This window comes from Aneurinibacillus aneurinilyticus ATCC 12856, assembly GCF_000466385.1.
In the GTDB taxonomy this organism is placed as follows: domain Bacteria; phylum Bacillota; class Bacilli; order Aneurinibacillales; family Aneurinibacillaceae; genus Aneurinibacillus; species Aneurinibacillus aneurinilyticus.
This window is the reverse complement of the sequence record NZ_KE952797.1, coordinates 1-21,733: the sequence shown is the minus strand read 5'-3', so window position 1 is coordinate 21,733 and position 21,733 is coordinate 1. Positions and strand designations below refer to the sequence as shown.

The 21,733-nt window shown below is 47.1% G+C and carries 22 protein-coding genes, 1 pseudogene and 1 other annotated feature; of the genes and pseudogenes, 21 read left to right on the top strand and 2 right to left on the bottom strand.

From position 1 onward, the window contains the following. Positions 1-3: 3 nt before the first annotated feature. The 21 genes from mreC to pheA all read left to right on the top strand — a co-directional run bounded on the left by mreC (position 4) and on the right by pheA (position 19,888). The gene (mreC, locus tag HMPREF0083_RS12925) at positions 4-903 is read left to right on the top strand and encodes a rod shape-determining protein MreC (RefSeq protein ID WP_021621864.1); all 900 of its coding nucleotides are present in this window, start codon (positions 4-6) and stop codon (positions 901-903) included. A 182-nt stretch (positions 904-1,085) separates the two neighbouring features. Further along, the gene (gene mreD / locus HMPREF0083_RS12920) at positions 1,086-1,604 is read left to right on the top strand and encodes a rod shape-determining protein MreD (RefSeq protein ID WP_051354648.1); all 519 of its coding nucleotides are present in this window, start codon (positions 1,086-1,088) and stop codon (positions 1,602-1,604) included. Positions 1,605-1,673: 69 nt separating this feature from the next. Beyond that, the gene (gene minC, locus HMPREF0083_RS12915; RefSeq protein WP_021621862.1) at positions 1,674-2,348 is read left to right on the top strand and encodes a septum site-determining protein MinC; all 675 of its coding nucleotides are present in this window, start codon (positions 1,674-1,676) and stop codon (positions 2,346-2,348) included. An 11-nt stretch (positions 2,349-2,359) separates the two neighbouring features. Next, positions 2,360-3,157: a septum site-determining protein MinD gene (gene minD / locus HMPREF0083_RS12910; RefSeq protein WP_021621861.1), complete on the top strand. Its 798-nt coding sequence runs from the start codon at positions 2,360-2,362 to the stop codon at positions 3,155-3,157. 34 nt (positions 3,158-3,191) lie between these two features. Then, positions 3,192-4,331 carry a rod shape-determining protein RodA gene (gene rodA, locus HMPREF0083_RS12905; RefSeq protein WP_021621860.1) on the top strand — a complete coding sequence of 380 codons (1,140 nt, stop codon included), beginning with the start codon at positions 3,192-3,194 and terminating at the stop codon, positions 4,329-4,331. A 156-nt stretch (positions 4,332-4,487) separates the two neighbouring features. Continuing rightward, the gene (locus HMPREF0083_RS12900; RefSeq protein ID WP_021621859.1) at positions 4,488-5,336 is read left to right on the top strand and encodes a M23 family metallopeptidase; all 849 of its coding nucleotides are present in this window, start codon (positions 4,488-4,490) and stop codon (positions 5,334-5,336) included. After that, positions 5,329-6,180, top strand: coding sequence for a M50 family metallopeptidase (locus tag HMPREF0083_RS12895; protein ID WP_040302669.1), 852 nt, complete (start codon positions 5,329-5,331; stop codon positions 6,178-6,180). Before HMPREF0083_RS12900 ends, HMPREF0083_RS12895 begins: the two co-directional genes overlap by 8 nt. Positions 6,181-6,220: 40 nt before the next feature. Further along, positions 6,221-7,702: an Rne/Rng family ribonuclease gene (locus tag HMPREF0083_RS12890; protein ID WP_021621857.1), complete on the top strand. Its 1,482-nt coding sequence runs from the start codon at positions 6,221-6,223 to the stop codon at positions 7,700-7,702. Between the two features lie 78 nt (positions 7,703-7,780). Then, positions 7,781-7,858 (top strand) — a sequence feature (ribosomal protein L21 leader region). Positions 7,859-7,872: 14 nt separating this feature from the next. After that, complete coding sequence (gene rplU, locus HMPREF0083_RS12885) at positions 7,873-8,184, top strand: 50S ribosomal protein L21 (RefSeq protein WP_040302667.1); 312 nt, start codon at positions 7,873-7,875, stop codon at positions 8,182-8,184. After that, positions 8,184-8,522 (top strand): ribosomal-processing cysteine protease Prp, encoded by a 339-nt coding sequence (locus HMPREF0083_RS12880; RefSeq protein WP_021621855.1) that lies wholly within the window; start codon positions 8,184-8,186, stop codon positions 8,520-8,522. The genes rplU and HMPREF0083_RS12880 overlap by 1 nt, the downstream gene beginning before the upstream one ends. A 13-nt stretch (positions 8,523-8,535) precedes the next feature. After that, positions 8,536-8,826 (top strand): 50S ribosomal protein L27, encoded by a 291-nt coding sequence (gene rpmA, locus HMPREF0083_RS12875; RefSeq protein WP_021621854.1) that lies wholly within the window; start codon positions 8,536-8,538, stop codon positions 8,824-8,826. Positions 8,827-8,995: 169 nt separating this feature from the next. Continuing rightward, entirely contained in the window at positions 8,996-10,708 is a 1,713-nt protein-coding gene (locus HMPREF0083_RS12870; RefSeq protein WP_040302666.1) for a pyruvate oxidase, read from the top strand. Between the two features lie 73 nt (positions 10,709-10,781). Beyond that, positions 10,782-11,330, top strand: a complete 549-nt coding sequence (locus HMPREF0083_RS26430; protein ID WP_021621852.1) for a Spo0B domain-containing protein — start codon at positions 10,782-10,784, stop codon at positions 11,328-11,330. 39 nt (positions 11,331-11,369) lie between these two features. After that, positions 11,370-12,653 carry a GTPase ObgE gene (obgE, locus tag HMPREF0083_RS12860; RefSeq protein ID WP_021621851.1) on the top strand — a complete coding sequence of 428 codons (1,284 nt, stop codon included), beginning with the start codon at positions 11,370-11,372 and terminating at the stop codon, positions 12,651-12,653. Positions 12,654-12,834: 181 nt separating this feature from the next. Then, entirely contained in the window at positions 12,835-13,398 is a 564-nt protein-coding gene (locus HMPREF0083_RS12855; RefSeq protein ID WP_040302664.1) for an RNA polymerase sigma factor, read from the top strand. After that, the gene (locus HMPREF0083_RS12850) at positions 13,379-15,037 is read left to right on the top strand and encodes a DUF4179 domain-containing protein (RefSeq protein WP_040302662.1); all 1,659 of its coding nucleotides are present in this window, start codon (positions 13,379-13,381) and stop codon (positions 15,035-15,037) included. The genes HMPREF0083_RS12855 and HMPREF0083_RS12850 overlap by 20 nt, the downstream gene beginning before the upstream one ends. 164 nt (positions 15,038-15,201) lie before the next feature. After that, positions 15,202-15,648, top strand: coding sequence for an ACT domain-containing protein (locus HMPREF0083_RS12845; RefSeq protein WP_021621848.1), 447 nt, complete (start codon positions 15,202-15,204; stop codon positions 15,646-15,648). A 44-nt stretch (positions 15,649-15,692) separates the two neighbouring features. Further along, positions 15,693-16,997 carry a homoserine dehydrogenase gene (locus HMPREF0083_RS12840; protein ID WP_040302660.1) on the top strand — a complete coding sequence of 435 codons (1,305 nt, stop codon included), beginning with the start codon at positions 15,693-15,695 and terminating at the stop codon, positions 16,995-16,997. Further along, positions 16,997-18,055 carry a threonine synthase gene (gene thrC, locus HMPREF0083_RS12835; RefSeq protein WP_021621846.1) on the top strand — a complete coding sequence of 353 codons (1,059 nt, stop codon included), beginning with the start codon at positions 16,997-16,999 and terminating at the stop codon, positions 18,053-18,055. The genes HMPREF0083_RS12840 and thrC overlap by 1 nt, the downstream gene beginning before the upstream one ends. A gap of 1 nt (position 18,056) precedes the next feature. Further along, positions 18,057-18,998: a homoserine kinase gene (thrB, locus tag HMPREF0083_RS12830; RefSeq protein ID WP_051354647.1), complete on the top strand. Its 942-nt coding sequence runs from the start codon at positions 18,057-18,059 to the stop codon at positions 18,996-18,998. Positions 18,999-19,003: 5 nt separating this feature from the next. Beyond that, positions 19,004-19,888, top strand: coding sequence for a prephenate dehydratase (pheA, locus tag HMPREF0083_RS12825; protein WP_021621844.1), 885 nt, complete (start codon positions 19,004-19,006; stop codon positions 19,886-19,888). Positions 19,889-20,134: 246 nt separating this feature from the next. Here the strand turns inward: pheA and HMPREF0083_RS12820 are convergent, their stop codons facing one another. Further along, positions 20,135-21,127 carry a phosphotransferase gene (locus tag HMPREF0083_RS12820; RefSeq protein ID WP_021621842.1) on the bottom strand — a complete coding sequence of 331 codons (993 nt, stop codon included), beginning with the start codon at positions 21,125-21,127 and terminating at the stop codon, positions 20,135-20,137. A gap of 98 nt (positions 21,128-21,225) precedes the next feature. Continuing rightward, a pseudogene (locus HMPREF0083_RS28755) lies at positions 21,226-21,733 on the bottom strand (hypothetical protein); the annotation flags it as partial.

The window sequence follows — 21,733 nt, the reverse complement described above, 5'->3', positions numbered from 1 at the left end:
GGAGTGACCAATTTCTTTGGCAATAAGCGATTAATCGCGATACTGATCGGCTTGATTGTGCTGATTGCGGTCATGGGCGCTACGTTGAAAGAGCGCCCTGTTCCTACTTGGCCGGAGCGATTTGTGAAAGATTCGGTCTCGTTCGTACAGGGACTGCTGTACAAGCCTACAGCTATGGTTTCGGGATTTTTTGATGACATTACCCACATCTATAATGTATATGAAGAGAATAAAGCGCTGAAAGCGCAAATAGATGAGCATGCTAAGCTGGAAGCGGAAGTGAATGCGCTACGCATTGATAATGAAAAGTATCGTCAAATGCTTAACACAAAAGATTCGAAGTTAAGAGGCAATGAAACATATGCAGCAGACGTCATCGCACGTACGCCGGATCGCTGGAACAACATGTTGACGATCAGCAAGGGAAAGAATGACGGCATCGAACCGAATATGGCTGTCGTTTCATCGCAAGGCGCATTAATCGGGCGTGTTCAGAGCGTATCTGCTTTTTCTTCGCAGGTAGAACTGCTGATGGACATCGAGCAGGCGAATCATATTTCTGCTCTCATTCAGGGAACCCAGAATATTTATGGTGTTATTGAAAGCTATGATCTGGAAAAGCATGAGCTGATTATGCGTAAAATTCCTAAGGTGAAAGACGTAGTAGTCAAGCCAGGGCAATATGTTACTACGTCCGGTATGGGAGGCGTGATGCCATCCGGTTTGATTATCGGCCGTGTGAGTTCGGTCGGGGATGGCGATTACGGATTGACACAGACTGCACGTATTACTCCGCTCGCGAATTTCTATCAGATCGAGCAGGTATTCGTAGTAAAGCGTAATTTCGTAGTACAACCGCCACCGCAGGAACAGAAGCAGAAGGCTAATAAGGCCAAAAAGTAGAGGGAGCGGAATAAAGTGAAACTTCACGTAGTGGGTGTTTTTCCGATTTCCTACTATGTGTTAGTTGAACGTATCGGACCCTTAGGAGCAGGTTATCACCACTTACCCTTCCTTGATTTTTCTAAGTCTTGAAGTGGAGATATTACTGTCAGTTAAGGCGTGAGAAAGGCAGGACAATACAAGTGAGGATTGGCGCAATATCTGTATGTATGTTTTTTTTGTTTCTAATTGAAGGCACGATTGCTCAGGTATTCGCCCCGGAAGTGTGGGGACTGCCCTGGATTATTGTTCCACGCTTCGTGCTGGTGGGAGTCGTGTTCATCGGATTGTACGCTGGCCGCAGAAAAGCCTTGTATTTCGGGTTGTTCTTCGGGCTATTATATGACGTAGTATATACGGAAGTAATCGGAGTGTATGCGTTCGCGACCGCGGTGCTGGGATATCTGGCCGGTCTCAGTTCCCGGTATTTCCACCAGAGTTGGTTTCTGGTGCTGGTTAATGTACTGCTGATAGTATTGATCAACGAGTGGCTTGTCTATCAGGTATACCATTTGTTTAATAGAGCATCGATGGGGGCACTGACCTTGCTCTTGAAAGAAATGGTTCCGACTACAGTTTTCAATACGCTGTTCGCCATGCTTATCTTCCGACCGATGAGCAAGCTCATGAATAAGTCAAGAATCAATCAGGAGATTGCGTAGGCGTCATTCGGCAGGAAACCATCACTTCCATGGCGAATACGTTTAAAGATATGGGGTGGATCTTTGGCTATGGCAAAAACAAAGCAGAATGTAGTAATTAAAGGAACCAAAGAGGGCCTCGTTTTTCATCTGGACGATACGTGTTCGTTTGACCGGCTCCTCGAAGAATTACAAGAGAAACTTGAGACAAGCCACCAACAGATTTTGACAGGACCGATCATTAGCATTACAGTAAAGCTGGGAATGCGGTATGTATCGACGAAGCAGGAGCAGCAGATACGGGAGATTTTGAAGAAACGAGGTAATCTTGTCGTAAAGGCGATTGAATCTGAGGTAATTACGAAGGAGGAAGCGCTGCGCGATAAGCTAGCCTCTCAGGTACGTGTCTATGCGCGGACAGTTCGCTCAGGACAAGTCATTCGCCATGAAGGGGATTTACTGCTGCTCGGTGATGTGAATCCGGGCGCGCTTGTGATGTGCACAGGAAATCTTTTTGTGCTGGGAGCGTTACGGGGGACGGGACATGCCGGTTGTGATGGGAACCAGAAATGTATTGTGGTTGCGTATGAGATGTTTCCAACACAGGTACGCATCGCTGGTCTTGTGAATTTTACATCAGACGAACGAGAACCGGAAAAGATGACACGTATGGAATTCGCGTATATTACTGAAGGGCGGTTAGCGATTGAAAAAATAAGTCAATTGCATAAAATCCGGCCTGAACTGGGTCGGTTTGTCATATAGGAGGGATCCTTGTGGGTGAAGCCATTGTGGTTACGTCGGGCAAAGGCGGCGTCGGTAAAACGACAACCACCGCCAATATCGGGACGGCTCTTGCGCAGTTAGGAAAAAGAGTCTGTATGATAGATACGGATATCGGGCTGCGCAATCTTGATCTAGTCATGGGGCTGGAGAATCGGATTATTTTCGATCTTGTGGATGTCCTTGAAGGCAATTGCAAGTTGCACCAGGCTATGATTAAAGACAAACGGTTTGACGATTTGCTTTATCTTCTTCCAGCAGCGCAGACGAAAGATAAATCGGCGGTCTCGCCAGAGCAGATGGAAGAGTTAGTAATCCGACTCAAAGCCGATTTCGACTTCGTGCTTATCGATTGTCCGGCAGGCATCGAACAGGGATTTAAGAACGCGGTGGCCGGTGCAGATAAAGCGATTGTCGTTACGACGCCTGAGATTTCCTCGATTCGTGATGCAGATCGGGTTATCGGTTTGCTTGAACGCGAAGAGCTGGACGCGACCTATCTTGTGGTGAATCGCATTCGGTTGCATATGACGCGGACGGGCGATATGCTTGATGTAGACGATGTCGTCGCTATGTTGTCGGTCGATCCAATCGGATATGTGCCGGACGATGAAGAAGTGATTAAGCATCTGAATCTGAAAGAGCCTGTCGCGATGAACCATGAAGCAAAAGCAGGAATCGCGTATCGCAACATCGCACGTCGCATCCTGGGTGACTCGGTGCCGTTTTTGAATATGGAAGAACCGGAAGGATTTTTTAAGAAAGTGAAGCGGCTATTTGGCATCAGATAAGACGCGGTGCGGACACAGCATCGGGGGATAGAGCATGGATTTTGAAAAAAAGTATATACGCAATTTGGACTGGCTTTTGATTTTGTTGCTAATGTGTCTTGGAATTTTTAGTTTTATCGGTATTTCCGGAGCAACGGCGACGGCGAATTATGAATGGAAGCAGGTTGTGTGGTACGCACTTGGTTTCATGGTGTTGGCGATTATTTTGCTGTTCGATTATGAGTCTTTTTCCAATTCGGCCTATGTGCTATATGGCATTGGTATTATCTTGATTATTGGAGTTTTGTTTGCACCTGTGAAAGAAGGTGTAGGTGGTGCACGCAGCTGGTATCAGCTTGGTGTAGTCGACTTTCAGCCGGCGGAGCTGATGAAGATCTTCACGATTATCGCCGTTGCCAGGTATATATCGAAAAAGGATGAAAAGGAAGAACAGATTGACAACCTGAAAGCGATGTTCCCGATATTTTTATTTATTGGCGTGCCGCTTTTGCTGATTCTGATTCAGCCGGACTTGGGAACAGCGACCGTGTTTGTGGGGATTATGGTTAGCATGCTGATTGTAGCGGGGGTTCCAATGCGTTACTTTGCCGTATTGGGCATTGCTGGAGCGATTTTCCTTTCCTCATTTACTTATGTTTTTATGTTTCATAAGCAATTCTTTTTTGATCACATTATGCATAAATATCAGTGGATGCGGATAGAGTCATGGCTTAAACCGGAAGAGTATCCGACAGAAGGATATCAGTTAATGCAGTCGCTTACAGCGATCGGATCAGGCCAGCTGCTTGGCAAAGGCATCAATCAGGGAACACAGGCAAAAAACGGTTGGGTTCCTGTGGGTGAGAGTGACTTCGTATTTACGGTCATTGGCGAAGAACTGGGATTTATTGGTTCTAGCATCCTGATTTTTATTTATTTCTTCTTTATTTACCGCATGATTCGGATCGCGATGGAAGCCAAAGATACGTTTGGGATGTATGTCATCGCCGGGGTCATCGGGATGTACGTATTCCAGATATTCGAGAACATCGGAATGACGATTCAGCTTATGCCGATTACAGGTCTGCCGCTTCCGTTCGTCAGTTATGGCGGGAGTTCGCTTGTCACAAACTTTTTTGTTATGGGTATTGTGCTTAATGTTGGCATGAGAAGGAAGAAGCTGATGTTTGATTAATAGGGAGATAGGGCCAAGTGCGCCGCTTTTTTTGTCGAAAGGCAGAGAAAAGCGGTGTTTTTTTATTGGATAAACGAATAACGAATTACAGGTGCTAGTCTTTCCATCTCCTTCATACACTTGTACAAAAGGACAAGGAAGAGGGGCGTGGAATCAATGACATATTTCGATACGGACGGAATCAAGCGCCGCCGGGAAGAAAGAGTGCGCCGGTTGCGTGAGCAAATGGAAGACCATTATTCCTCCTATTTTTTTGATGAGAAAGAACAGATGCCACCTATATATACGGACCCGTTTTACCGGGAGAGGGAAGAACCGTGGAGACGTGCGGAATATAAGGAGAGGAAGCGCCTGGGAACATTGCGCTCCTCCGACTCTTCCACATCGCTTGGTCCGATGAAGCGTGGGGATAAATTATTCATTAAAATTGTCGCTTCCTTTTTCCTATTAAGCCTCGCCTATGTGGTTGGGCATATATCATTTCCAGGTGCTGAGAAATACAAGACAGTAATGAATGATGTATTGCATCGCCCCTACAATTTTGCAGGTATGTCAGCCTGGTATGAAAAGAATTTCGGCGCGGTTCCTACTTTATTGCCAGCGGTAGGTAAGAGTGGAAATGAAGCGGAACCAGTGCTTCAAGCACAGAACCTATTGTTGAAGGCACCTGCAGCAGGCAAGGTAGTCCAGACGTTTGCCGACCAAGGAAGCGGGGTGTATTTTACTCCGAAAGAGGCAGCCATTCGTGCGGTAGACCAAGGTTTGGTGATTTTTTCCGGTCAGAAAGAAGGCCTGGGAAATACAATTATTATTCAACACGCAAAAGGCATGGAGACATGGTATGCCGGTCTTTCTGCATTGGAAGTGAAGGAGAACGATTGGGTGGAAGTTCAGCGGACGATTGGTAAAGCCATGCAGGAAGAAAAAGCAATGAAGCCTGTATATTTCGCAGTAAAGAAAAATGAGCAGTTTGTGAACCCGCAGGAAGTGGTCCGGTTTGAATAGTACCACCCTGCAGGTTCATCCTCTATTCTGGGTTATTATGCTGGGCGCGCTGCTGGTCGGACAGTTTTTTCAGGTGATTACCCTGTTTGTTATCGTAGTGCTTCATGAACTCGGACATGTGGTAGCAGCACGGTGGTATGGCTGGCGCATCCGGAGAATCGAGCTGTTACCGTTCGGTGGTGTGGCTGAAATTGATGAGTGGGGAAATACGGAGCCGCGTGCGGAGATTGTGGTGGCGCTGGCTGGTCCAGTCGTAAACGCAGGATTAATTGTAGTGGGGTGGGGATGTTTTTGGCTTGAAATATGGTCGTCTCCCTGGACGACTTTTTTTGTGTACAGCAATCTCGTAATTGGCGCATTTAATTTGCTTCCTATCTGGCCGTTGGATGGAGGGCGGGTACTGCAAACGATAGCCAGCCTGTTCCTGCCATATCGAAGCGCCGTGCTGTTGTCAGTGTACGTAAGCCTGTTAGGGGGGCTTGGACTATTAGTCTGGAGCCTTTCTTTTAAGCCGACTCCACACCTTAATGGACTGGCTGTAGCGTTTTATCTACTTTTTAATGCGATTCTCGCATATAAGAGGAGGCATTATCAATTTTTGCGGTTTTTGCTGGCAAGACAGGCATATTTGGAAGAAGGGAAGCCTGCCTGGATAAAGAGAACCGTTTCTGTGCCCCCGTCTCTTTCACTGGCGCAGACGGTAAATGGATTGAAACGAAACAATTACCATCTATTCGTTGTACAAGGAAAATCATTGCCGCATGCTGTTTTTTCAGAAGAAAAACTGCTCGCATATTACTTCTCTGGTTCACACAGGCATTGTAGAGTGGAAGAGTTACTATAGTAACGGTAAAATAAGAAGGATAGGAAAGGATGATGCCTGTGTGCGAAAAATTATCGTGAATGCTATCGGTCGTGAGGCGCGTGTCGCCGTGCTGGAAGGAAACCGATTAGTTGAACTATATATCGAACGGCCTGAGGAGCATCGTATCGTCGGTAACATCTATAAAGGAAAAGTAGAAAATGTGTTGCCGGGAATGCAGGCTGCCTTTGTCGATATCGGTATGGACAAAAATGCGTTTTTGTATGTAGACGATTGTCTGCCCCCTACTATCGACAAAACAAAAGGAAAAACACCATCCATTAATGAACTTATTACGAAAGGTCAGCAATTGACCGTTCAAGTCAGCAAAGAAGCATTCGGCACGAAAGGGGCGCGTGTCACCACACAGATCTCACTGCCCGGACGATATATTGTTTATCTGCCGAATGTGCCGTATGTTGGCGTTTCTCGCCGTATTCAGCGGGAAAAAGAAAGGGAAAGGCTGCGCTCGATTGTGCGAGACATCTTACGTCCAGAAGAAGGTGTCATCCTTCGTACGCTAGCTGCAGGTGTTACCCAGACTGAACTGGAGGCGGATATCTTATTTTTGCGTGCTCGCTGGGAACAAGTACAGACAGACAAGCGGGATGCTCGTCCACCGATGTTAATTTATGAAGATATAAGCCTTGTCTCTCGCGTCGTGCGTGATTTTGTGAGCGAAGATGTAGAGGAGGTCATTATCGATAGCCGCTCCCGCTATGCGGAAGTTCGTGCCCTTTTGGGCCGCTACCAGCCGAAGCTAGAGGAGAAAATCCGGCTGTATAATGGTCGTGAAGACATATTTGCTTATTACGATTTGGACGGGGAGGTTGAGCGGGCGCTGCGTCGAAAAGTCTGGCTGAAAAGCGGGGGCTACCTTGTTATTGACCAGACGGAAGCGCTCACTGTATTTGATGTCAACACCGGCAAGTTTACAGGAAGTCACGATTTGGAAGAAACCGTAGTAAAAACCAATTTGGAGGCATGCCGTGAGATCGCACGCCAGCTTCGGCTTCGCAATGTCGGTGGCATCATTATTATTGATTTCATCGATATGTCGGTGGAGGAACATCGTAACCGGGTACGCGATTGTATGGAAGTAGAATTGCGTAAAGACAAGACAAAAACGCACCTGCTTGGCTTTACGCAGCTAGGATTGCTGGAGATGACACGCAAGAAAGAAAGGCATAATCTGACTGATGTGCTGCAGCGCTCCTGCCCGTGTTGTGAAGGAAAGGGGCGGATTCTTGCTGAGGAAACGCTGCTTGGCATGCTGGAGCGAGAATTGATTGGCCATAGTCGCAATGACCGTGCTGATGCCGTACTGGTTGAATTGCATCCCCATATGGTCAGGTATTTTTTTGAGCATAAATATGTGGATGAACTACAGGACAGTACAGGAATGAGCGTACATATAAAAGAAAACCCGACATTGGACGAGCAGCATTATCGCATTGCCTTTATTGGAAGCGAGGAGGAAGTGCGGGCCCGTGTAGAAGCGTGAGTGCATGGAGATAATGATTGCTTTTCAGGGAATAATGTGATAATCTATCATTTGTTGACTAGTGTGCTTGACACCTCAAGCATACTGCAACCGCTCGATTAAGGTCATAAGTCGACCTTTTGGTCGCACCGGATATCGGCGAGTCTGAGTATATGGAGGAGGTGCAACGAATGTACGCAATTATCGAAACTGGTGGTAAGCAATACAAGGTAGAGAAAGGCACGGAATTGTACATCGAGAAGCTGACAGATGCTGAGGGTGAAACAGTGACTTTTGACCGTGTACTGCTCGTGGCTGGTGACAACGGTGTGAAAATGGGTGCTCCTGTAGTTGAAGGTGCGACTGTTACCGCGAAAGTAGAACGTCACGGTAAAGGCAAGAAAATTATCGTGTACAAATACAAAGCGAAGAAAAACTATCGCCGTAAGCAAGGTCACCGTCAACCTTACACAAAGGTTGTTATTGAAGCCATCAACGCGTAATGATTACGGTGCAAGTAAAGAGGCGCTCTGACGATACGATTGAGGAGATTACGATTAGTGGACATGCCGGATCAGCCGAATACGGTCAGGATTTAGTGTGTGCTGCGGTGTCGGCCATTTCGCTCGGTTGCGTCAACGCCGTTGAGTTGTTATTGAACGTCGAGCTGCCAGCAAAGCAGGGCGACAGCGGCTTTCTTCATGTACAGGTACCGGACGATTATGCGTCGGATCTGGCGGATAAAGTACAGCTGCTGCTCGAGGGCATGATTGCCTCGCTGTACTCGGTAGCCGTAAGTCATGACAAGTATGTTCGGATTGCCGACAAATTGAAATATTGAGGAGGTGGCTCTCATGTTAAGAATGGACCTTCAATTCTTCGCCTCGAAAAAAGGGGTAGGTAGCACGAAGAACGGCCGTGATTCCATCGCGAAGCGCCTTGGTGCAAAGCGTGCGGATGGCCAATTCGTAAAGGCGGGTAACATCCTGTACCGTCAACGTGGTACAAAGATTTATCCGGGTGCAAACGTAGGCCGCGGCGGCGACGATACGCTGTTTGCGCTGTCTGACGGTATCGTGCGCTTCAAGCGCCTGGGCCGCGACCGCAAACAAGTGGTTGTTGAGCCAGTAGCAAACGAAGCGTAATACACGAAACGAACCTAAAGACCGTTGACGCCAGTCGTCGATGGTCTTTTTATATGCCTGCGGTTTTTTCTGAGCTGGAAGTATGAGGCAGCGAGCATCCTGCCAGGATAAAGGTAAGAATCAGACGATTTTGCACAAACTAAGGCAAAAATCGAAGGAGTGCTTACCTGTGTTTCGTAAAAATGGAGCCGATGTGCTGGTGGAATTGCTGATTGAGTGGGGCGTAGATCATGTGTATGGTATGCCTGGAGATTCGATTAATGCTATTATTGAAGCGTTGCGTCAGAGAAAAGACAAGATTCGTTTTATCCAGGTGCGACATGAAGAGGCAGGGGCGCTAGCCGCGGCAGCGTATGCTAAGCTCACAGGAAAGCTTGGTGTGTGTATGGCCGTCGCTGGTCCTGGCGCTATCCATATGTTAAACGGATTGTACGACGCTAAGCTTGATCATGCACCGGTATTGGCGATTACCGGACAGGTGGATACGGCGGTTATGGGATTGGATTATTTTCAGGAAGTCAATGTGAGTCGCCTGTTTGATGATGTGGCGGTGTACAATCAATTACTTATCTCGCCTGTTCAATTACCTGCTGTAGTCAATCAGGCCATTCGTACAGCATATGCGGAAAAGGGAGTGGCTGTATTGGCTATTCCAGGTAATTTGCCTGCCATGAAGATGGAAAAAGATACGCGTTATACTTCACCTCGGGTGGCAAAAGGTACGATGCAACCGCTGGCGCATGATGTAGACGCGGTTTGCGCCGCACTCAATCAGACTGATAAGAATATTGTTATCCTCGCAGGTAAAGGTGCACGGGGCGCGCGCGCAGAATTGCTTGCACTCGCTGAGAAGCTTGGTGCGCCGATTGTACTTACGCTGCCTGCCAAAGGTGTTATCCCTGACAGACATCCCTATTGCTTAGGAGGGCTCGGATTACTCGGAACGAGAGCTGCGTACGAGGCGATGCAAAAAGCGGATATTCTGTTTATGGTTGGTGCTTCGTATCCATTTACAATATATCTTCCTGAGAATGCATTTACGATTCAATTAGATATAAGTGCCCGGCAAATCGGCAAGCGATATGCTGTGGACATCGGAATTATCGGAGAAGCGAAATCAACGCTATCACAGTTGAATGAACGCATTGCCTATCATGAAAACCGCGAATTCCTGGCGAGCTGCAAGGCTAACATGGACAAGTGGTGGAAGAAGATGGAGAGTCGCGAAGAAGCTGAAAGCCCGAAAATCCTGCCGGAATATGCGACGCGCGCGATGGAAGAGGTGGCGGATGATGACGCCGTTCTTTCATGTGATGTTGGGAATGTTACAGTGTGGGCGGCGCGCCATTTTCGTTGTACGAACCAGCACTTTATTTTGTCGAGCTGGCTGGCTACGCTTGGCTGTGGTCTACCTGGAGCTATTGCGGCGCAAATTGCTTATCCTGAACGTCAGGTATTTGCCTTATGTGGTGACGGTGGCTTCGCGATGACGATGGCAGACTTCGTGACGGCAGTCAAATACGACCTTCCTATCATTGTCGTCGTGTTTAACAATCAGAAAATCGCTATGATTACATTCGAGCAGGAGGTGCTCGGTAATCTTGAATACGGAACCGGTCTGGTTAATCCTAACTTTGCGGCATATGCGCAATCGTGCGGCACATTGGGGATACGTGTAGAGAAGAAGGAGGATTTGCTTCCAGCGCTTCGGCAAGCCATAAACGCCAAGCGCCCTTGCATTATCGATGTACTGGTGGAAGCTGATGAAATTCCGATGCCGCCGAAAGTCTTGAAGGAACAAGCGATAGGATATGCCAAGCATCTGGCAAAAGAATTGTGGGAAGAAGGAAGAATGTCGTTACCGCCTATTCTTCGTTTATAATACGTCCGTATTCCGCATGTGGCTTAATATGGTAAAATGAAGAGAAATGCCACAGTAGAGGGAGAGAAGTCGTATGAAGGAGATCATCGAAGTTATGAATCACCAGCGGCACGACTGGCTTAACCATATTCAGGTCCTGCTCGGATATTTGAAGCTTGAGAGATATGAGATGTGTGAGGAATACATACGCAAAATTACCGCGGATGCGAATCGGGATACGCTCGTTTCCCGTTTGGAATATCCGCCACTTGTCGCGTATTTGCTATCTTTTAATGCGTTGCATAACAATGTGCGCATCGAGGTGGAGATTCCCGCACCATTTTCGCTGATGATGTTGGAAGAAGGTCCGAGGCTGGGAGATTTTATCCTGTCGGTGGTAAAGTTATATCAACAGCATGCGCTGTATAACGATGGTCAGAGCAATACACTGTTGCTGACGCTACATTGCGAAGAAGGAGCGTTGCAGGTAGTAGCCGACTTTGCGGGCGAGCTGGATGTGGGTAAGAGTACCTCCGCATTGGACAAGATGCAGATACAGGCACAAGCATGGGGAGCCAACGTGTTGCTTGCGCCTCATACGGCTTCAGAATCAGTGCTGGAATGCCTGTTCCCTCTTTCGTGATGGGACGGATGAGTTATTACGCAAAAAGGTGGAATTTATATGTTTGTAGATAGCGTACGTGTATACGTTAAAGGAGGGGACGGCGGCAACGGTATGGTCGCTTTCCGCAGAGAAAAATATGTGGCGGCGGGTGGTCCTGCCGGTGGCGACGGTGGACGTGGCGCTAATGTGGTATTTGTGGTGGATGAAGGGCTTCGTACGCTTGTCGATTTTCGTTATCAACGCCATTTCAAAGCGTCACGTGGAGAGAACGGCCGGACGAAGGGACAGCATGGCGCAGGTGCAGAAGACATGGTTGTGCGTGTTCCTCCAGGGACTACAGTGATTGATGATGATACGCAACAGGTTATTGCGGATTTGGTAATGGACGGTCAGCGGGCCATTATTGCAAAGGGCGGCCGTGGCGGCCGTGGCAATATCCGCTTTGCAACGCCAGCAAATCCTGCACCCGAGATTGCGGAGAACGGCGAACCGGGCCAGGAGCGTTATATACGCCTCGAACTCAAAGTGCTGGCTGATGTCGGACTCGTTGGATTTCCGAGTGTCGGAAAATCTACACTATTGTCTGTTGTATCGGCAGCCCGTCCGAAAATCGCGGAGTATCATTTTACAACAATTACACCAAATCTGGGTGTAGTAGATATTGATGAAGAGCGTAGCTTCGTTATGGCAGATCTGCCAGGGCTTATTGAAGGGGCGCATGAAGGCGTAGGCTTGGGCCATCAGTTTCTGCGACACGTAGAACGGACCCGGGTGATTGTTCATGTCATCGATATGGCCGGTTCGGAAGGCCGCGATCCGTACGAAGATTATGTTCAAATTAACGAGGAATTGAAACTATACAATAAAAAGCTTGAAGAACGACCTCAGGTGGTCGCCGCCAATAAGATGGATATTCCAGATGCCGACAAAAACCTGGAAGCGTTCCGCAAAAAAGTCGGAGAAGATCTTCCGATTTTCCCGATTTCCGCCGCAACGAAGCAGGGAATACGTGAGTTAATGTATAAGGTGGCAGACTTGCTGGAAGAGACACCTGCGATTCCGTTGGTGGAAGATGTGGCCGATGAGGAAACGACCGTATTGTACAAGGCGGAAGCGGAGGAGGACACGTTTACTGTACGCAGGGAGAATGAAATGTATGTTGTCGAAGGGGAGAAGCTGGAGAAGCTCGTCAAGATGACAAACCTGAACAGCCGGGATTCTATTCAACGCTTTGCGCGTATGATGCGCAATATGGGTGTAGACGATGCACTTCGTAAGAAAGGCGCCGAGAACGGGGATATTGTCCGCATCGGCAAGTTCGAATTTGAATTTGTAGATTAGATAATAAGACTATATTGTGCATAAAAGACAGGCCACTCTTCAAAGGAAGGGTGGTTTATTTTTTGCCGGGAATTTTCTTTGGAAAATTGAAAGATTTCCTGTTCATATCCGGTAGTATAAGATGAATACGGAAACGGGAAGCCAAAAGCTCCGGAGCACTCGTTTCAAGGGAGGTTGCACAATGGAAGAAGAACGAGAATGGGTAGCCCGGGTGCTTCATGGTGATAAAGAAGCGTATGCCCATCTAGTTAACAAATACAAAAATAAAGTATATGCGTTGCTTCTGGGAATGGGTGTAGCACCCCAGGATGCACAAGATATAACGCAGGAAAGCTTCATCAAAGCTTATCGTCATCTGGCAACTTATAATCAGGATAAGAAGTTTTCCTCCTGGCTTTATAAAATTGCGGCTAATAGCTGTCTTGATGCCTGGCGCAAGCAAAGGCGGGAGATATTGGACGAAAGAGAAGAAGAATATATCGAAACAGCCAGCCCGGAACATGCTTATTTACATAAAGAGCAGGCGCAGGAACTTAGGAAGCACATTGATCATCTGCCGGAAAAATATCGACTTGTTCTTGTGCTGCGTTATATTGATGATCTGAGCTACAAAGAGATTGCGGAAGTGCTCGACCTTCCGCTGCCGACAGTTCAAACACATCTGCATAGGGCAAAAAAGAAACTTCGTGACGCGTTGTGCGACACCGATGCAGGAGGAAATCTTCATGAAATGTATGGAGTATGAACAAATGAGCCGCCATGCTGAAAGCGAGACAGTAGGCCGGGAAAAAATGGCGATTGATACGCATCTGTTGGATTGCACAATTTGCAGGAGGCTGTATGAGCAATGTATTGCCGAGAGAGAAGCGCTACAGGATGCAGTGCAAGCTCCGGAGCTTCCGGCTTCATTTACGGCGGATGTCATGGCGCAGTTGGAACCTTATCCAGATGTAGTGAAAAGGCCGCAGAAGGAGACGCAGGTGCGTACAAAAAGGAAGTTGAAGAAATGGATGTATGCGGCAGTCGGGGGATTTCTAGCCTTATCGGTAGCTGCATCTGTGTCGCCATCCTTTGCTTCGTATTTAACCAAATCGATCTTCAATCGTGGAAACGAGATGATTGATGAAGGATTACAGATGGCAGGCGAGCGTGGCTTTGTACAGCAGGGCGATTATCATGTAAGCGATAACGGAATTACGTTGCGTGTATTGGATATTGTAGCTGATCCTACACGCATCGCACTGTCTTACATGCTGGAAAAAGAATCAGGTGACCACCTTGCTCCTGATTTTGAACCGAGACTGGACGGGAATAAAGTATATATCACAGATACGAACGGCAAAAAGCTGGCTGATATATCCAATTGGACACGCAACGATCCGTATGGAATTATCGGATTTCAATTAGAAAAGAATATTCCCGAAAAGGTTATTGTTCATTTTGAACTTTCGCGCGTAGGTGGATTTGCCGGGATCGGGGCAAAAGAAGGCAAATGGAATTTGCAGATTCCAGTCGATATGAAAAAAGGGATCGAGGCTACACATAGTGTAGCAGTAAATCAGCAGCATACAACGAAGCAAGGTGTAACCATTAATGTAAGAAAACTTTTATTTGCACCGTCCAAAAGCCAATTGGAAATTATGACAAGCTTATCTGAATCTGCACGTGAACAGATGCGCAAGTCTATTGAGCAAGAGAGGCGTTTGGGACTCAAGACAGAAGAAGTCGGTCCGCAGGATGAGAGCTCCTATGGCATTTCATATAGATTAATCGATGAAGGCGGCCGTGTGGTAGCGGGAAAATCGGGTCCTGTCCATCCTTCAAGAGAACAGGAGAAAAATAATATTGATTCGACCGGGTCCCATGATATACTCGGTCGGATAACATGGAAAGACAGTTTTATTCCACTGGGCGAAGCCAAACGGCTGTTTTTTGTGCTAGATTCGGTGGATATGGAGGAGGCGGCAGATTTTACATTGGAATTTGTACCTGATGATATAAAAGCAAAGCCGATTACCGCCCAGTATCAGGGAAATACGATTACTGTTAAGGGCTTTACGATAAATACAGAATGGGACATGAAAAAAGCGCCACCATTCTTTGATGACAATACACATGCTATTGTTGAAATGGAAGGTGTGCAAACGAATGAAACGGGCACATTTTTTAACTGGGTCGCTATCGATGAGAATGGTAAAGCATATAAGGTGATGATGTCGGGCAGCGAGGATGATCCAGATGCATCTGGTAATCGCAAGTTTACGAGTACGCTTCGGATATATGGAATGAAGCATAAGCCGGAACGATTGACATTAAAGCTGACTCGCGTCATGAAACGGCATACCGATGTTAATTGGAAAGCCGATATTCCGCTTAATAGATGATGAGGACTAGAAGAACAGGGGTTCCGTATGGAATTCCTGTTCTTCCTATATAGACAGAAGAAAGAAAAATATTTTAAAAATAAACGAACATCCCTTGTATAATAAGAAGAAAGCGAGTATAATGTCCACTATGTATATACATTTGTTTATTCCTGGAGGACGGTATGGGGAAACAAGAGGAACTATTCTACTTAATTCGGGCCGATATTTTACCGGAATCTATAAGTAAAACCCTTGAAGCCAAAAAATTACTTGATTCGGGCGAAGCGGAAACGGTAAATGAAGCGGTCGAGCGGGTGGGGCTTAGCCGAAGTGCCTACTATAAATATAAAGACAGTATTTTTCCGTTCAACTCCATGATGCGTGAAGTCATTATTACTGTATCGCTTAATCTTGAGCATCGGGCCGGAATTTTGTCTGAGGTACTCAAGTTTGTTGCGGAACGGGGCGGTAATATTCTCACAATTAACCAGACCATTCCACTTCAAGGTCTGGCAAATGTTGCCATGTCGATTGATACAGGGAATTTAAGCCTTTCGACGACTGATTTTCTTGATGAACTAAATGCGATGCATGGTGTGAAGCGAGCAGTAATTGTTGGAAGAGGATAAAATATATCTAAACAATAAACTAGATTCATAGAGGAGAGATGGGGATGAAAAATAGTAAAGTAAAAGTAGGTCTTATGGGTCTCGGTACGGTTGGTACAGGGGTTGTACGTATCGTTCAGGGACATCAGGAAGATTTGCAAAAGCAAACGGGTCTTTCTATCGAAATAGCGAAGGTACTCGTACAGAATGTAGAGAAAACCCGCAGCCTGAAGCTTGCTGAAGGTATAGTTACAACAGATGCGGCTGATTTGTTTGACAATCCGGAGATCGATGTTATTGTTGAAGTCATTGGTGGCATTCAGCCTGCAAAAGAATACATCTTGAAGGCGCTGGATAATGGCAAGCATATTGTCACAGCTAACAAAGATTTAATGGCGCTGCATGGTGCGGAGATTTTGTCCAAAGCACAGGAGAGAGGCTGTGATGTTTTCTATGAAGCAAGTGTAGCCGGCGGCATCCCGATTTTGCGCGCGCTGGTGGAAGGTTTTTCTTCCGACCGTATTACGAAAATGATGGGGATTGTCAATGGGACGACGAACTATATTATGACCAAGATGAGCCAAGAAGGCGCCGACTATACGGAAGTGCTCAAAGAAGCGCAGGCGCTTGGCTACGCTGAATCCGATCCGACAGCGGATGTAGAAGGCCATGATGCAGCACGCAAGATGGCAATTCTGGGCACGCTTGGGTTCCATGTAGATATGAGCCTTGAAGATGTAGATTGTAAAGGTATTTCAAAAGTGAGCGCTGAAGATATCGCCTATGCGAAAAAGCTAGGATATGAGATTAAACTGCTTGGTATCGCACAGCGGGATGATGGCTTAATCGAAGTGAGCGTACAGCCGACGCTTGTGCATCATACACATCCGCTTGCTTCTGTCAACGGTGTATTCAATGCGGTGTATGTGCATGGCGAAGCGGTTGGTGAGACGATGTTCTACGGACCGGGTGCTGGAGAGTTACCGACAGCGACCGCAGTCGTATCTGATCTAGTTACCGTCGTGAAAAATATGAAACTTGGCGTGAATGGTCGCAGCAGCGTTGCACCATATCGGGAGAAGCGACTTAAATCGGATGAACAAATTGTCTCGAAGTATTTTCTGCGCCTAATTGTGGATGATAAACGCGGAGTGCTTGCCCAAATTACTCGCATTCTTGCCGAACATGATGTAAGCTTAGAACAAGTTCTACAACAGCCGTATAATGGCGGAACACAATCTGAAATCATTTTGATTACGCATCATGCGTCACGTAAGAATCTTTTTGCTGTACGTGAGCAGTTTGCGGAATTGGAAAGTATCTTTGAAGTAAAAAGCCTGTATCGAGTAGAAGGTGGGGAGGAAAAATAATGGCTGGCATTATTGAACGTTATGCAAAACTTTTACCGGTGACAGAGAAAACGCCCCGGCTTACATTGCACGAGGGAAATACACCGTTAATTTTTGCACCTAAATTATCTGAAGAATTGGATTTAGAAATTTATTTTAAATATGAAGGATTGAACCCGACCGGCTCGTTCAAAGACCGTGGTATGGTAATGGCAGTAGCCAAAGCCGTCGAGGAAGGCAGCCATACGATTATGTGTGCTTCAACAGGTAATACGTCCGCAGCGGCGGCAGCTTATGCTGCTCGTGCAAATCTACGCTGTATCGTGCTTATTCCAAACAATAATATTGCACTGGGCAAGCTGGCTCAGGCGATGATATACGGAGCTGAAATTATTGCAATTGAAGGAAACTTTGACCAGGCGTTGAAAATCGTGCGGGATATTTGTGAAAAACATCCGATTGCACTCGTAAATTCAGTTAATCCATACCGCCTCGAAGGCCAAAAAACAGCGGCATTCGAGGTATGTGATACGCTTGGAAAAGCTCCTGATATTCTGGCTATTCCGGTAGGGAACGCAGGAAATATATCTGCATACTGGAAAGGATTTAAAGAATACTATGGGGCAGGAGTCGTGCAGAATATGCCTCGCATGTTCGGATTTGAAGCGGAAGGGGCGGCGGCGATCGTTAAGGATGAACCTATCGAGAATCCTGAAACGCTGGCTACTGCTATCCGTATCGGTAAACCGGCAAGCTGGGATTTGGCAGTAAATGCACGCGATGAGTCAAATGGACATATTGATATGGTTACGGATGATGAAATTGTTGAAGCATACCGTAAATTGGCATCCATGGAAGGCATTTTTGCCGAACCGGCATCTGCTGCTTCGCTTGCTGGCGTCATTAAGATGCGTAAACAAGGCCGTATTGCAGCTGGTCAACAAGTTGTATGTGTACTGACAGGTAATGGGCTGAAAGATCCGGATATCGCCATCAAGTCCGCTGGCATACAGCCGACTGTTGTAGAGAGCACAGAAGAAGCCGTGCTTGGGATTATTGCTCAGGGAGCAGGTGTGTAAGGTGCAGAACGGAAAGGTAAAAGTAAAGGTGCCGGCCAGCACGGCCAATCTTGGGCCGGGCTTTGATACGATTGGCATGGCCTTTAGACTTTATACAACCCTTACATTCGAAGTGGCCGATGCAACGGATATTCGTTTACATGGCCCTAACCTTTCCGGCATTCCTACTGATAAGAGCAATCTGATATACCGGATTGCGGCCCGCATATTCGATAAGGCGGGACTTGTCGTGCCGGAGCTTATCATTGATGTGACCTCCGATATTCCGTTGACCCGGGGGCTTGGTAGCAGCGCATCCGCTATTGTTGGTGCGCTGGTGGCCGCCAACGAATTAGCTGGTAAGCCATTTACGATGGATGAATTGTATCAGATGGCAACCGAAGAAGAGGGCCATCCGGATAATGTTGGTGCGTCGTTCTTTGGAGGAGTGGTTGTTGCGTTGATGGAGGCGGAAGATGTACCGTATGTGCGTCTGCCGGTGCCGGAGAATCTCGAAGCAATGGCCGTTATCCCGAAGTTTATGTTATCAACTGAAAAAGCACGTGGGGTCCTGCCGTCTATGTACAGCCGTCAGGATGTGGTATATACGGCAAGCCATACTGGTGTATTAGTAGGTGCATTGGCGACAGGTAATCTAACGCTTTTGCACAGAGCGATGAAAGATGTTTTGCATCAGCCGTACCGCGTGCCGCTCGTTCCCGGATTGGATAAAATTCTGGCTGAAGCGCATGAGCATGGTGCGCTTGGGGCTGCGCTATCTGGCGCCGGTCCAACGATCATCGCCCTTGTGGATAAGCGAGAACCGACTGATGCATTACAGGCATTTATGGTTCAAACATTGGCTGAACACGGTATTGACTGTACGGTTATGCGTCTTATCCCTGATGAGACCGGAGTGCAAGTGGAGCATTGTTTCTCCGGTGTGACTGAACAAAGGAGCTAACAAATATGGAGAGAACGTTCGCATTTTTAGGTCCGCGCGGTACAAATACAGAAGAAGCGGCACGCCTGATTTTCCGGGGAGAAAGCGACGTATTTCGCCCGTACCGCACCATTCCTGACTGTCTGGAGGCGGCATCGGAGGGCAAAGTGGATTATGCGGTCGTTCCCTGGGAGAATTCTCTGGAGGGGTCTGTCAACCTAACGCTCGATTGGATTATCCATAAAATCGATTTGCCGATTTTAAGCGAATTAATTATCCCGATTTCTCATCAGTTATCCTGTGCAAAACGTGAATACCCGCTTGCGCTGCCCGATGTTACGAAGGTGCTGTCCCATCCGCAGGCGGTGGCGCAATGTCATGGTTTTCTGCGCGATCACCTTTCCCATGCTGAGATTGAATATGTCAGTAGCACGGCGGAGGCAGCACGGCTTGTAAGTGAGCATACAGAAGAGCCGTGGGTAGCGATTTCGGCTATGCAGGCGGTGCACACCTACCCGGTAACACTGCTCAAGGAAAACATTGAGGATGCGGAAAATAATTTTACCCGGTTTATTGTACTGGGTGAGAAGCCGCTTGTGCTGCCGGAAGCAGATGCGCATAAGACAACGATTCTTGTTACGCTGCCATCTGATTTTCCGGGTGCGCTTCATCAGGTGCTTTCAGCTTTTTCTTGGCGCCGTCTTAACTTGTCACGTATTGAATCCCGTCCGACAAAAACAGGACTTGGTAACTACCATTTTGTTATTGATATCGAGCATAAGATGGACGATGTACTTCTTCCGGGTGCATTTGCCGAGATGGAAGCGCTAGGCTGTCAGGTGCGTTTTCTGGGTACGTATCCGGTATTTATTAAGAAGCGAAACGGTGTCGAACTGTCGCTTCGTTCGTAATATGAACTCAGGATTGAGGTAAATAAAAAACAACCAGCTCCCCCTGGTTGTTTTTTATGGATAAGTAAAGTATATACATCTGGTTTGATACATCGACAAACTTTTGTGGTAGGAGATAAGAAAAGACACACTGGCCTTTCTTCTGCCGGAGCGTAGGGCGCATCCAGCCGCTTCTTTCTCCGACTCTCCAACCTTTAACCACCTGAATATTTGTTAATATTTCGGTTGAATTCTCTGCAGCTGCCGTCAGGCATAGAGGAAGTGTTCATACCCTGCGAAAAAACGTTCTCTGCGCTGCCAATTCTTCATAATAATTGCCAGGTATTGCTCGACTCGGCTAGCCTGGAAGTTCTTCCGTTTCTCAAATACCCCGGTCACTTCACGCATGAAGTTATCAGGAAATCGCAGCAGCAGGAATATGAGTGCCACCTGGGTATCCGATAGTGGCCGTACGCTGCGATAGGCCTCAATTGCTTCAGTAAATATAGATAATCCCCATCCTTGCAGAACGAGTGCCCGGCTAATGAGCTGAATAATATCGACCAATGGTGTATCGTAGGCAGCTGTATCCAAATCGATAAGAAAGCTGCGTTTCCCACTTAACAGAAAGTTATGGCTGGCAAGATCTTTATGGGCGATGTGTTGCTGGTATAGCGAAGCTGTATATTCCCCGGTAAGCAGAGACCTTCTGGCGACACCGAGCACATATTCCGCCTCTTTAAGAATTGCAGGGGCACCGCTTTGTATAAGCTGTGCCAGCCGGCTTTGCCTGTTCTCGCTATTTTGAATTTGGCCATGAATATGGAGGAAGGAGCGGTACCGGTCCTCCCATTTGACAAGAAGAGGAACACCCTCCTCGGGTGGGGGGCCTCCGGGAATAAACATGCTGTGTAAATGAAACTCTGCCAGTTTTGTAAGGGAATGCAAAATATCAGCTTTGTTGAAATAGCTTCCTTCCCTTCCGGGGATACGTTCCATCGCTGTCATATAATAATCTTTCCATTTAAAAACAGGTACATTTTGAATTGTTAGGATGTACCGTACTACATCTCGAAATCCACGTTGATGAAGTGTATGGGAGAGGTGAGTAACCCAGGCCGCTTGATTAAAGTTATCGTAGCCTTTAATGACCCAGTTGCCGCGGTTGGTATCACAAAGCCAGACGGTGCGTTTAGGTCTTAAGCGGATAACTCGGCAGCGGTACATTTTCTCGATGGAAGCGATTAATTCTCGGTCCATATGCCTCCTCCTACATAAATTACATTTGATAATTCGACATTCTTTATCAAGATAGATGTTTATAGAAAAGGACAGGCTCATAGAGCCCGCCCGGATCGCTAACAATGTGATGAGTCGGAAGCAAGGCTGCTTTCATGGCAGCCGAAGCCGTGTTTATAAATAGGCTGTATTGCTGGCATATGCGGATGGCAATATGGCGCATATGGAAGACCGTAAGGCGGGGCCATATGATACGGACCTGGTAGCATTCCTGGTGAATACGTATACGGATTCATAATATTCGCCGTCGTGAACGGATATCCTCCCTGCATGTCATGAGGCATTGCCGGATAGCTGTGCAGATAGGGCGTAGGATATGGCATCATTGGTGACTCTCCGTGCCAATAGGATGAAGTAGATTCACATTTCTTCTCTTTTTTCTTTTTATATTCTACCCCCTTCTCTACTGTTTCGTGTGGATTTATTCCCGGCATAGGTGCAGGTGGCATCACATATGGCATAATAGGCTGCGTGGGAGGCATCGTAGTATTTGGCAGTTCCTGAGCAGGTAACTCTGTATTGGGCAATGGTTTTTCTTGAATAGGCAGCTGTACATTGGGCATTGGC

Excerpts from the sequence above, each read along its gene's own strand:
- rpmA (WP_021621854.1), top strand. The coding sequence starts at position 8,536 with ATGTTAAGAATGGACCTTCAATTCTTCGCCTCGAAAAAAGGGGTAGGT.
- thrC (WP_021621846.1), top strand. The coding sequence starts at position 16,997 with ATGGCTGGCATTATTGAACGTTATGCAAAACTTTTACCGGTGACAGAG.
- HMPREF0083_RS12855 (WP_040302664.1), top strand. The coding sequence starts at position 12,835 with ATGGAAGAAGAACGAGAATGGGTAGCCCGGGTGCTTCATGGTGATAAA.
- rodA (WP_021621860.1), top strand. The coding sequence starts at position 3,192 with ATGGATTTTGAAAAAAAGTATATACGCAATTTGGACTGGCTTTTGATT.
- rplU (WP_040302667.1), top strand. The coding sequence starts at position 7,873 with ATGTACGCAATTATCGAAACTGGTGGTAAGCAATACAAGGTAGAGAAA.
- HMPREF0083_RS12840 (WP_040302660.1), top strand. The coding sequence starts at position 15,693 with ATGAAAAATAGTAAAGTAAAAGTAGGTCTTATGGGTCTCGGTACGGTT.
- HMPREF0083_RS12900 (WP_021621859.1), top strand. The coding sequence starts at position 4,488 with ATGACATATTTCGATACGGACGGAATCAAGCGCCGCCGGGAAGAAAGA.
- HMPREF0083_RS12880 (WP_021621855.1), top strand. The coding sequence starts at position 8,184 with ATGATTACGGTGCAAGTAAAGAGGCGCTCTGACGATACGATTGAGGAG.
- HMPREF0083_RS12845 (WP_021621848.1), top strand. The coding sequence starts at position 15,202 with ATGGGGAAACAAGAGGAACTATTCTACTTAATTCGGGCCGATATTTTA.
- obgE (WP_021621851.1), top strand. The coding sequence starts at position 11,370 with ATGTTTGTAGATAGCGTACGTGTATACGTTAAAGGAGGGGACGGCGGC.
- HMPREF0083_RS26430 (WP_021621852.1), top strand. The coding sequence starts at position 10,782 with ATGAAGGAGATCATCGAAGTTATGAATCACCAGCGGCACGACTGGCTT.
- minC (WP_021621862.1), top strand. The coding sequence starts at position 1,674 with ATGGCAAAAACAAAGCAGAATGTAGTAATTAAAGGAACCAAAGAGGGC.
- pheA (WP_021621844.1), top strand. The coding sequence starts at position 19,004 with ATGGAGAGAACGTTCGCATTTTTAGGTCCGCGCGGTACAAATACAGAA.
- HMPREF0083_RS12820 (WP_021621842.1), bottom strand. The coding sequence starts at position 21,127 with ATGGACCGAGAATTAATCGCTTCCATCGAGAAAATGTACCGCTGCCGA.
- HMPREF0083_RS12850 (WP_040302662.1), top strand. The coding sequence starts at position 13,379 with ATGAAATGTATGGAGTATGAACAAATGAGCCGCCATGCTGAAAGCGAG.